The sequence below is a fragment of the Spirulina sp. 06S082 genome (genome assembly GCF_034932145.1).
Lineage (GTDB): Bacteria > Cyanobacteriota > Cyanobacteriia > Cyanobacteriales > Spirulinaceae > CCY15215.
Genome location: NZ_JAYGHV010000057.1, coordinates 1 through 10,195, shown reverse-complemented (window position 1 = coordinate 10,195; position 10,195 = coordinate 1). Strand labels below are relative to the sequence as shown.

Annotated in this window: 10 protein-coding genes and 1 pseudogene; 6 read left to right on the top strand and 5 right to left on the bottom strand. The window is 38.8% G+C overall.

Annotated features, from left to right (window positions below; translation table 11 throughout):
- Positions 1 to 217, bottom strand: a pseudogene (locus VB714_RS06070) (hypothetical protein); the annotation flags it as partial.
- Between the two features lie 193 nt (positions 218 to 410).
- Here VB714_RS06070 and def point away from each other — a divergent pair.
- Together def and VB714_RS06060 are read left to right on the top strand one after the other, a co-directional pair.
- Entirely contained in the window at positions 411 to 941 is a 531-nt protein-coding gene (def, locus tag VB714_RS06065) for a peptide deformylase (RefSeq protein WP_323222178.1), read from the top strand.
- A 48-nt stretch (positions 942 to 989) separates the two neighbouring features.
- Complete coding sequence (locus VB714_RS06060) at positions 990 to 1,844, top strand: ArsR/SmtB family transcription factor (RefSeq protein ID WP_323222176.1); 855 nt, start codon at positions 990 to 992, stop codon at positions 1,842 to 1,844.
- 32 nt (positions 1,845 to 1,876) lie between these two features.
- Here VB714_RS06060 and VB714_RS06055 read toward each other — a convergent pair whose 3' ends face one another.
- Together VB714_RS06055 and VB714_RS06050 are read right to left on the bottom strand one after the other, a co-directional pair.
- Positions 1,877 to 2,413, bottom strand: coding sequence for a tetratricopeptide repeat protein (locus tag VB714_RS06055; protein ID WP_323222174.1), 537 nt, complete (start codon positions 2,411 to 2,413; stop codon positions 1,877 to 1,879).
- A 14-nt stretch (positions 2,414 to 2,427) separates the two neighbouring features.
- Positions 2,428 to 3,558, bottom strand: coding sequence for an AZOBR_p60025 family cell surface glycopolymer formation protein (locus VB714_RS06050; RefSeq protein ID WP_323222173.1), 1,131 nt, complete (start codon positions 3,556 to 3,558; stop codon positions 2,428 to 2,430).
- 276 nt (positions 3,559 to 3,834) lie between these two features.
- Here VB714_RS06050 and VB714_RS06045 point away from each other — a divergent pair, with 276 nt between their 5' ends.
- Entirely contained in the window at positions 3,835 to 5,292 is a 1,458-nt protein-coding gene (locus VB714_RS06045; RefSeq protein WP_323222171.1) for a CHASE3 domain-containing protein, read from the top strand.
- Positions 5,293 to 5,481: 189 nt separating this feature from the next.
- Positions 5,482 to 6,333, top strand: a complete 852-nt coding sequence (locus VB714_RS06040; protein WP_323222169.1) for a FecR family protein — start codon at positions 5,482 to 5,484, stop codon at positions 6,331 to 6,333.
- A 108-nt stretch (positions 6,334 to 6,441) separates the two neighbouring features.
- Here the strand turns inward: VB714_RS06040 and VB714_RS06035 are convergent, their stop codons facing one another.
- Positions 6,442 to 7,152, bottom strand: coding sequence for a cupin domain-containing protein (locus VB714_RS06035; RefSeq protein ID WP_323222167.1), 711 nt, complete (start codon positions 7,150 to 7,152; stop codon positions 6,442 to 6,444).
- A gap of 205 nt (positions 7,153 to 7,357) precedes the next feature.
- The gene (locus tag VB714_RS06030; protein WP_323222165.1) at positions 7,358 to 8,710 is read right to left on the bottom strand and encodes an NB-ARC domain-containing protein; all 1,353 of its coding nucleotides are present in this window, start codon (positions 8,708 to 8,710) and stop codon (positions 7,358 to 7,360) included.
- A 352-nt stretch (positions 8,711 to 9,062) separates the two neighbouring features.
- Between VB714_RS06030 and VB714_RS06025 the strand changes: the two genes are divergently transcribed.
- Both VB714_RS06025 and VB714_RS06020 read left to right on the top strand, forming a co-directional pair.
- Positions 9,063 to 9,527: a hypothetical protein gene (locus VB714_RS06025; protein WP_323222164.1), complete on the top strand. Its 465-nt coding sequence runs from the start codon at positions 9,063 to 9,065 to the stop codon at positions 9,525 to 9,527.
- Positions 9,528 to 9,872: 345 nt separating this feature from the next.
- Positions 9,873 to 10,195, top strand: a 323-nt coding sequence (locus VB714_RS06020) for a YHS domain-containing (seleno)protein (protein WP_323222162.1), incomplete at its 3' end; no start/stop codon positions are given.

Genomic DNA, 10,195 nt, shown 5'->3' with positions numbered 1-10,195 from the left:
AATAATCGATTGACTTGCGATTTTTTCGCCATTCAAAACGTCGATGAGCCAAACAAGCATTATACAAATAAGCATGAAGACGACGTGCCTCTAACAAAGTTTGACACTGGATTTGATTGGGATATAATCGAAATGTTAATCGCCTCGTTGCCATTTTTGCTTTTCCTTGATGGCTTGGACTATACTTAAATATAGCACTCACTCGAAAATTTGGCATGATTCCAAGTGCATCGTTTCCTGTGGCGGCGCACCTTTGGCAATCATTAAGCAGTACATCCAAAACCAAAGTGGAGGAAGAAATAAGGATGTTAAAGTTGATTTCTGAGGGGGGATTTTCCGCCCCACCGTATAGACGAGTGGGGAAACCAATCCCCCCTCAGACTCCCCCTATTGGTTGTTTTTCTTAGATTATGTCCGAACTGCTCGATATTGCTCGATTAGGTCATTCTATTTTGCGCCAACAAGCCCAAGTCGTCAAAGATGTTACAGAGTCTCAGATTCAAGTCTTAATCGATAATCTTATCGCAACGGCAGCCGCAGCGAAGGGTGTGGGTATTGCTGCACCTCAAGTCTCCCAATCTTATCGTTTATTTATTATTGCTTCAAGACCGAGCGATCGCTATCCGTATGCTCCCACGATGCAGCCTACCGCAATGATTAATCCCCGCATTTTAGCAGCTTCGGAAGCAAGGGAGAAGGATTGGGAAGGGTGCTTGAGCGTGCCTGGAGTGCGAGGATTAGTGCCTCGATCGCAAGAAATAGAGGTGGAATACGGCGATCGCCGCGGCCATCTTCAAAAAACAATTCTAACTGATTTTGTCGCCCGCATTTTTCAACACGAACTCGATCATCTTAATGGTATCCTTTTTATCGATCGCCTTGAAAGCTCAGAGGATCGATTCACTGAGAAAGAATATCAAACAATTATTCGGAAAAGGTAATTTGTTGTTCTTTGTTCCTTATTTCCTACTCTCTATTTCCTCTTTCTTATGAAAAAAGATAATATCACTCGTTATGCGGATCTTCTTGCTGCTTTAGGCTCTACCGCACGCTTGACTATTGTACGCTTGTTGGTTAAAAAACATCCGCAAGGTATGATGGAAGGGGAAATACAAGCTCGTCTAAAGATTCCTCAAGCTAAACTCAAGCCCCATTTAGCTAAACTCAAACAACAAGGGTTAGTGCGATCGCGTCAAGAAGAGGAATATTTATATTATGCGATCGATGTCGATCTTTTGGAAGATTTGTTAGCATTTTTTTATGCTGAATGTTGCGTGCGTCGGCGCGTGGTTGACTGGAGTAAGGTCAGCGAAAGGAAAGATGAATTAATTACCGAAAATCATTTTTTATATATTCCCGAAGAGGACGATCTCGAACATCTCATTGATAGCGCAATTTACGATCGCTTGGGAGGAAAATCTTTACAAGTTTTATTACTTGCACGTAATGAAGCAGCACGCTTAAACCATAATTTTATCGGGACGGAACAAATTTTATTAGGACTGATGGGAGAAGGAAGTGGAGAAGCTGCGCGATCGCTTAAATCTTGGGGGATGGATTTAGTTCAAACGCGAAAGGAAGTTAAGGAATTTATTGGAGAAGGTCGAGGAACAGGGGAAGAAGTTCCTTTAACTCCCAAGGCTAAACGAGTTTTAGAATTTTCTCTGGAGGAGGCGATCTCGGGGGGAAATCTGCTTATCAATACAGAACATATTTTATTAGGTTTAATTCTTGAATGGCAAGCCTCATGGGAGATAGAAGATACTTTAAGTGTAGCTTCTCGGTTATTATCTCAACTTTCTGTTGATGCTCAAACCATGATTGAAGAATTGCGATCGCATTAGGTTGAGAAGCGCAAAAATCAAGTTACTGGGAACTAATGACTCCAAAAAAATAGTCCTCCCAAAATGAGTAAAATTACCAGGAAAGCAAATCCAGTAAATTGATTATCTTGGTTGTTAATTTCTTGAGGATCGAGAGGGGAAGATTTATCGCTGCGATCTCGTTTTTCCTGGGGTTTAAGTTTAACATTAGCGTAGTAACTGTTAACAGTATTTTCCTCTAAATTCACCAGATCGGGAATATTAGTCATCCACTCTTCGGGACGCTTAAGTTGCGGTGCTTTGAGGATATAAATCAAATTTTTTGCTTGTTTTTTGGTTTGAGAGTCGGGATGTAATAAGAGTTTTTCACACAGTGCGATCGCGGCTTCTGTTTCATTGGCTGCTTGATAAGCTGTCACTAACCATATCTGCACTTCTCCTCCCAAACCCGAAGGACGATTGACCAAGGCACAAGCTGTTTCTAAATAGGTTATACTGGCTTTATATTTGCCATTTTCAAAGGCTTGTTTTCCAGCCTGGTAGTTGCGTTCAAAGGTTTCTTTTGTTTCTATATTCTCTGAGTGATTCATCTTTAAACCTCTTACTATGATTGTATCAGCAGGAAAGCAATACTTGCTAATCCCGATGCAGCCAAAGGCGCGATCGCGATCGCGCCTTCTCCTGCACTTAATAACAACAAAAAGTAAACATCCATATAAACCCGTGAGAAATCTAAATAATAGCCTAGAATTGTAATACTGCTCAGGCAAAATAGCAAGCCATAAGCAAAGGTGACACCGACAAGCAAAGTACTTTGCTGAGGCTGACGATAGCCAGACCAGAAGATCGAGATAAAACAAGCAACCAAAATGCCAAATAAATAGATTTCCAAAATTGTACTCGTTGTAAATTCATTTTGAAAAAAACCAACAATTTTATCAAAAATACCTAGAAAGGGATAGTCAAAGTTTGTTGTAGTTCCTAATATACCTCGATTTTTAAAGCGAATAAAAACATATAAATTCCACCCAAAAACGGGCAAAAGCACTGCAAATAAATACCGCAATTGCTTCCAGTTTTTTTGCCAATAGCTGACCAAAATAAATGCAAACCAAACCACCAAAACCGTTTCTCTGGTCAAACAAGCTAACGCTAAAAATGTTGTGGTTAAAATTGGCTTATTTTTTTGATAAGAGTAAAGAGAAGCAATGAGAAAAAAACTGCTCAACAAATCTGATGTTGACAGAGAAAAAACCAACCAACAACCCGGAATGCAAAGCACCAGAAGCGATCGCCAGATCGTTCCATTTTTTTCTTTTAAATACAGACCACAAAGAGAGGCGATCGCAACAATACAACCAGCATTAATTCCCACCATTGTATAAGGAATTAAGCGAACATTTCCCAAGCTCAAAAGATAGCCCAGAAAAGGATAAAAAATACGCCGATAGCGATAGAGAGGATGATCCAGTGCCGCAATTGTTCCTTCATGTTGTAAAAAAGGATCGAAGGCAATACTTAAAAATTGTTGTCCGTCATATCCTAACTGTTCTGAGTAAATAAAAGTTTCTTGAGGATTTAAAAAAGGAGATAAAGGGAGGACATCACCAATACGAAAAAAGCCAGTAATATTACCGGAATACTTAAAAATATAAAGAAAGAAAAAAACAATAACAACCACAAGGGCAACAATAGCAGTATTTTTGGCAATCGGCGATCGCGACAAAATTTTCATAAAACTTAAAAAAACACAATTATTATCAATTTACCAGCAGACTTGTTAAAAAATATTAAAATTTAGTGCATTAATACAACAACTATAACTAGAATAGGTCATAATACTTTTCTTGGCAAGAATAATTTCCTGCCAGCGAGAAATAAAAAGTAAAAAGTTTTATGAACCCGATCGCAATAGTAGTAGGACTATCGATCTAGTAGAACTGTCCCGCATAATTGCCCAAATTAGGTTATAAATTAGATTATAAATTTAGATTATAAATTAGGTTATACCATGTCGCAGAATGCTATTCGGCTGAGTAAAATAGTACCGTTGGGATTCGGCTCTATTTTTTTGTTAATGATTGGTGTTGGATTTGTATCTAAATTGAGCATGAATAAATTGGGAGAAGCCGTAGAATGGCAAACCCATACTTATTTAGTCAAGACAAATTTATACGCATTAGAAAAGAATTTAGTGGATGCGGAAACAGGGCAGAGGGGTTTTATTTTCACGGGTAAAGAGCCATATTTAGAACCATATAACAGAGGAAGAATCAGCTTCTCAAAAACAATAGATGAGATCAATGATTTAGTACAAGATAACCCAGAACAAATAAAAAATTTGGAGAAAATCCAAGAATTAGCCCAAGAGAAACTAGATGAATTGTCCGAAACTATATCTCTAAAAAGAGCGAATAAAGAGCAAGAATTAAGAGATTTAGTTCTTTCAGATCGGGGAAAATTATTGATGGATGAAATCAGGAATAAGCTGCAAGAAATGATAGAAATAGAAGAGAATCTCTTGATTAAACGAACACAGTTAGCAAAACAGTCGGAGCAATTATCACTGCTTGTATCTGTAGGAGGTACATCTATTGCTTTAGCAATTGGTTCGTTTATTATGGTATTTATTTCTCGCAAAATTATCCAACCCATCAATGAGATAGCCAATACGATCGCCAGTTCTTCTGCGGAAATAGCTGCCACCATTGAACAGCAAGAACGCGCTGCTACACAGCAAGCTATTGCTGTTAATCAAACTACTACTACAGTGGAAGAGTTGGGTGCTTCTTCTCAACAATCAGCATCTCAAGCCCAAAATGCTGCAATATCAGCACAACAAGCTCTAACCATCACTGATGAAGGAAGTTTAGCTATGCAGGGAAACCTAGAATCGATGACAACATTAAAACAAAAAGTCGAGGCGATCGCTAAACAAATAGAGAGCTTAAATAAACAAAATAATCAGATTAGTTTGTTCTCCAATGTAGTGAACAATTTAGCAAGTCAAACTAATATGCTGGCACTTAATGCTGCGGTTGAAGCCGTGCGAGCAGAGGAAAATGGTAAAGGTTTTAGTGTTATTTCCACAGAAATTCGCAAACTAGCAGATCAAAGTAAAAAATCTACGGAGCAGATTGATAACCTCGTTACATCTATTAAAGAGGAAATAAATTCTACCGTTAGAGTGACAGATGAAGGCATTAAGACAGTAGAATCGGGAAGCACAATTACTCAAAGTATGGTAGATGCTTTCTCCGGGGTGGCAGATGCTGTTAACAATATGTTATTAAAAAATCAGCAAATTTCTCAAAATTCTCAACAACAAGCAAGTGCAATTCAACAGGTAGTCGATGCCATGAACGTCATTAATCAGTCAGCAAAAGAAACCGCTAGTGGTATTAATCAAACCAAAATAGGGATACAACAACTGAACCAAGCTGTTCAAACTCTCAATTCAATTATCTAAATTAGTATTGATCAATAGCCGCGATCTCCTATTACCAAAAATACGGCGATCGCGGCAAATTTTTCATAAAACTTAAAAATAAATGAATCTGTGGCCAGAATATCGGATCGGTTCTGATGATAGCCCCCTCAATTTGTAAAATTAAATGTTAGTATCCAATGACCGAGAATCATTATGAGGAATCACTCTATGTACAGAATTTTTCGCTTTTTTAAACGACCCAAAATCATACTTTGGCCATTATTATTCCTTCTGGGTGGGTTTTTATTTTGGACAACTCCCCAGATCGCCAATAGTGCGACTTCAGACGATACCAACAGCGATCGCTATGTCCAAATTCGTTCTCTTGAGGGGACTGCTACTTTTAACGGTCAACCCGTTAAGACTGGCGATCGCCTCTCGATTAGCGAAACTGGGGTAGGATTGCAAACGGGGGCAAATTCGACGGCTACTTTAGAAATGGACGATGCCATCGGTACCGTAGAAGTCGGAAAGGACTCTCAAGTGAGAATCATAGGACTCGATACTCTTGAAAGTGGCGGAAAAGTGACGCAGATGTTTCTTGCTAAAGGAAGAACAAGGGTTAGAGTGCGCCGTTTTAATAATCCCGACTCTCGATTTGAGATTAAAACCCCTTCAGGGAACGCAGGAGTCAGAGGAACAGAATTTGGTTTAACAGTTTTACCCAGTGGGGAAACCCGCATGGCTGTTATTTCTGGAACAGTAGTTTTAGAAGGGACTGATGGCGAAATTGAATGTAGTTCTGGAGGAGGAGGAATTGTTTTTCCAGGAAAACCTCCTATTGCTTCAGGTCAAATTGGGGAAGTCCAAACTATCAGGATGGAACTCTTATCAAACCAACGGGTTCGCGTTATCGCCAAAGTTCATCCTATTCATTTTGTCTATCTCAATGGTCAAGAAATTCCCCCAAATTCTCAAGGTGAATTTGTAGCAGAAGTCTCTATTCCTAGCGATCGCCGTTTGACTGTTTCTATTGTCGATCCTTTAGGTCGAGAACAGGTATTTGAGTTGCTTCCTTAGCCACCAAATCTACAATTTTTTGTGTTGCAATCTTATCTTAACCACTTATAATTGCAGCATCCTCGCCACCAAAAATGGTGGCGCTTTTTCAAGCAGCCATCAGACTCACTAGAACGAAAGACCAAGAACTAGGCAAGACTGTCCTTCCGGCGCACTCACTTTATAGGATTGTGTTTGAATCGTTTGAGCGACCACTAACATATCTTCAGCAAAAACAGTTCCGTCAATCGTACAACTTCCTTTAAGTACCAAAAGATAATTACCTTGATATTCATAGCTTTTCGGGGAAGCACTTTTGATAAATTGAGAACTCATCCCACCATCTGAATCAAGGGGAATGTCGTAAACTAAAACATTATCTTGGACTTCCTCGAAGGGATACATAGACTCTAGTTCGGGATCGAGAGTGTTAATTTGAATAGGGGTGTAGTCCTTAATTAAGTTTGTATTGGCAAAATCGGGTGGTGAAGCGTAGGACAAAATAAAAAAACCAGTACTGTCTGAAATCGAGTGTCCGCTACCAGGAGGATTAAAATAAAGGGATCCGGTTGGATAAACTCCTTTCGCGTCGGTCTGGGAACCATCGATAGAATATACGGATTCGGTCATGGAGTGGTAGTGGAGTCCAACACTCCCATCTGGGATAGTGTACCACAAGATACTGATATGCTCGGTATCGGCGGCTCCGGAAAGAATGAGTTTTTCTAAATTGGGTCTGAAGGTAAAGAAGTCGTAGTTTTCTGGGTTAGCGGTTAGTTCGTTGAGATTGATGATAGTTGAAGCATTCAGACCCGACTCGCTAGTACTATCTTTTGCCATATCTGCTGCTAGTAATCGATTTGGGAAGATGTTCCAACCTCTAAAAACAAGCAAACCGAAAGTCAGCAGAGATAAAGTTTTAATCCGTTGCATAAGCGATCGATTCCTTCCTTTCTAAACACTGCGAAAACTAAATTTGATGACCCAATATATCATGATATAGAACGGTAATTTTGTTACAAATATTTCATATTACTAAATATTTTTACTCATTGTTTTTATGAGATGAACTCAAATAGTGTTTTGTGACATATTTCTTGACTACGGGTTGTAATATAAAACTCGTTCCTTGCTCATGAGTTTTGATTACAATCAGCGATCGCCTTTTGAGAGACTCGATCGCCACCATCGCATCGGAAACTTCTAATTGAGGAGAAAGTTTTTCTTTAATCTCTAATAAAGAAAGGGATTGAGAGGTTTTGGCTAAATGGGTCAAGATTGCAATTTCTAAACTTGATATTTTATCGCATCGTTCCTGTAAAATATTAGCAATTTCAGTCGGTAAATAGGTTGTTTTCAATCTGATATACTGGGAAACATCGCCATTAAAAAAGTTCTGAATGGTGATAATGGTAAGATTTAAAGCTAAGGGATTGCCTTGGTACAAGTCTACAAAATCTGACCATGTTTTTTCCCCTGTCAAATTTTTGTCTTTAAATAATTCTCGAGCTTCATCTAATCTTAATCCTGGTAATTCTAAAGAATGAACAAATTTTGTTGAATTTTCCAAGAGAATAATTTCTCTCAGTTTTTCCTGGGAATTCAACAGCAAACAACTTTGGTGTTGTGTTTCTCCAACGCGCTTGAAAAATTGTCCGTAAGCCTCGTATCCTAAAGCATAATGACCTAAGCCACCACTTTGTAAAATCGCTTCAACATCATCAAAGATAATCAGACAACGGTATTTTTGTAAGTATTCGAGAACCTGAGAAATTCCGCGATCGCTGTGATTTTGTAATGTTTCTCTCGGTGAAAATAGAGATAACATTTCAGCCAATAACTCAACAATTGGCGGCATATTTCGCAATGAACGCCAAAATAAATAATCAAAACGATCCTTGACATTTTCAACAAACTGACGAGATAAAGTTGTTTTTCCCATTCCTCCCATTCCCCAAAGACAAACCAGACGAGACTGTTCTTTAATTACCCAGCGATCGAGGGTTTTTAATTCCCGCAAGCGACCATAAAACAGGGAAATATCTGGTGCTTCTCCCCAGTTTTGGTGTTGAGGAGAAGGAGGTATTAGCAATGAATGTTTGTTTTCCGGTGATGCGTCTCGAACCGGTTTTGTTCTCATCTGGTAGCGTTCGAGAACGGTTCGACAATTACTTTTGCTGACCCTTTCTCCCAATATCTCCGACAGCGATCGCCAGAAGTTTGGACCCACATCCCGCATTAGGTAATTAACGCTGTATTGAGAGTTCAAAGCCATCTCATCATAAGTCATCCCCTGCCAAGTTCCTCGTAGGATTGTCATTTCTGGATCGCTTAAATGTCGGTTTTGCTGGGTAAAGAGGACTTCCTCTACCACTTTGAGAGCTCGATCGAGTTCCATACTTTAGGGCAGTCTGAATCGATTTAAGGACTATCCTCAGCATAACTCAAAGACTTCACTAATCGTTGAAAATTTTGCAAAAACCTTCTTATCCTTGGGTTTTGCGTTGAGATCGGCATAACAGATGCAACAGGGGAATGTACCGATCGGTCAATTTATGTAGTTATGTCAAGTCCAAAGTTTATGTTATGTTATGATCGAAATTCGACAATCGACTAAACTAACAATCTTGCTGGGGCGATCGTTTAAGCGATCGTCCCTTTCTTTGACATGGACTTGACGAAGCATAAAGTATGTTTTAGTATGTTAATAAGAATCGGGGTGAACTCCGAAAGCATATCGGAATAGAGCTATGTACTCATCTCATTCGCGCGATCGCAGCCAATTAGAGACCAGTCTCAAGACCAATCTGAATCAATGGAAAGAGCTAGAAAAACGAGATATTATGAAAGTTGTGCTTTGTGAAACATTTAATAATTTATCCCTTGAACTTCAGGATTTTTTGATTCTTTGTAAAGGAACAAATCTAACACAAGCTGAAATTGGCCTTGTATTTGGTTGCTCTCAGCTTCAAGTCCATCAAGGGATTAAAAGAGCAAGTCGCAAGTTACTCAAAAATTTTGCAAAAAGTATCGACGCGATTGAAAATTTCGCTTTTAATAGTGATAACTTGGTTCTAGTGAAAGAGATTATGGAAGAAGAATTATCTTCACAAATAAAACAATTATTTGGCGATCGCATTGATAGTATTTATCAATCTCTCGAGATCGAGAAAAAAAAATCCCTTACCGATTCATTTTTCAGGGACAAAACATAAATAAAATAAATAGTTTACTAAGAGGGACTTTTCTCTCCTTCAGGTTATATTTGTGTATTTTGTATCTATCCGTCAAGGAGCTAAAGGCCTCATCCTCCGGATTTGATATGATAGAAATGGACAATAGAGAAACTGCGATCGCCTATTCCATCTGCCAGAGTTTAAGTAAAAAACAAAAATTGTAATCGGGTGTCTGACAAAACAACTCAATTTTATTTTGGACAAAAAAAAGAGTGTTTTAAGACTAATGTTTTTCAGGGATTTCTATCAGGATAGCTAATCAAAGCGATAGCAGATTATTTCTCAATCTCAAAAATACACGCAAAAATATACAATGGAGGTTCAATGTTTCTGAAACGATTACTAATTTTAGCACTCAGTGCTTCTCTGTTCGCATTTGTCGGTTGTGCTTCCGAATCTGATTCTAGCAGTGATAGCAGCGTTCCTGCTAAAGCAGAATCCCAAAGCGATCGCCAGCAAGATTTTGCCTTAAATTTAGACGAACAAGGACGAGCATTAAAAGGATACGATCCCGTCGCCTATTTTAGCAAAGGTGAACCCGTTCAAGGGAAAGACGAATTTAGCTTTGACTGGGACGATGCAACATGGTATTTTGCCAGTGCTGAAAATCGCGATAAATTTGCAGCAAATCCCGATAAATTTGCTCC

Bases quoted from the DNA above. Each gene is read 5' to 3' on its own strand.
- VB714_RS06035 (WP_323222167.1), bottom strand. From the start codon at position 7,152: ATGGCAAAAGATAGTACTAGCGAGTCGGGTCTGAATGCTTCAACTATC.
- def (WP_323222178.1), top strand. From the start codon at position 411: ATGTCCGAACTGCTCGATATTGCTCGATTAGGTCATTCTATTTTGCGC.
- VB714_RS06040 (WP_323222169.1), top strand. From the start codon at position 5,482: ATGTACAGAATTTTTCGCTTTTTTAAACGACCCAAAATCATACTTTGG.
- VB714_RS06060 (WP_323222176.1), top strand. From the start codon at position 990: ATGAAAAAAGATAATATCACTCGTTATGCGGATCTTCTTGCTGCTTTA.
- VB714_RS06055 (WP_323222174.1), bottom strand. From the start codon at position 2,413: ATGAATCACTCAGAGAATATAGAAACAAAAGAAACCTTTGAACGCAAC.
- VB714_RS06050 (WP_323222173.1), bottom strand. From the start codon at position 3,558: ATGAAAATTTTGTCGCGATCGCCGATTGCCAAAAATACTGCTATTGTT.
- VB714_RS06025 (WP_323222164.1), top strand. From the start codon at position 9,063: ATGTACTCATCTCATTCGCGCGATCGCAGCCAATTAGAGACCAGTCTC.
- VB714_RS06045 (WP_323222171.1), top strand. From the start codon at position 3,835: ATGTCGCAGAATGCTATTCGGCTGAGTAAAATAGTACCGTTGGGATTC.
- VB714_RS06030 (WP_323222165.1), bottom strand. From the start codon at position 8,710: ATGGAACTCGATCGAGCTCTCAAAGTGGTAGAGGAAGTCCTCTTTACC.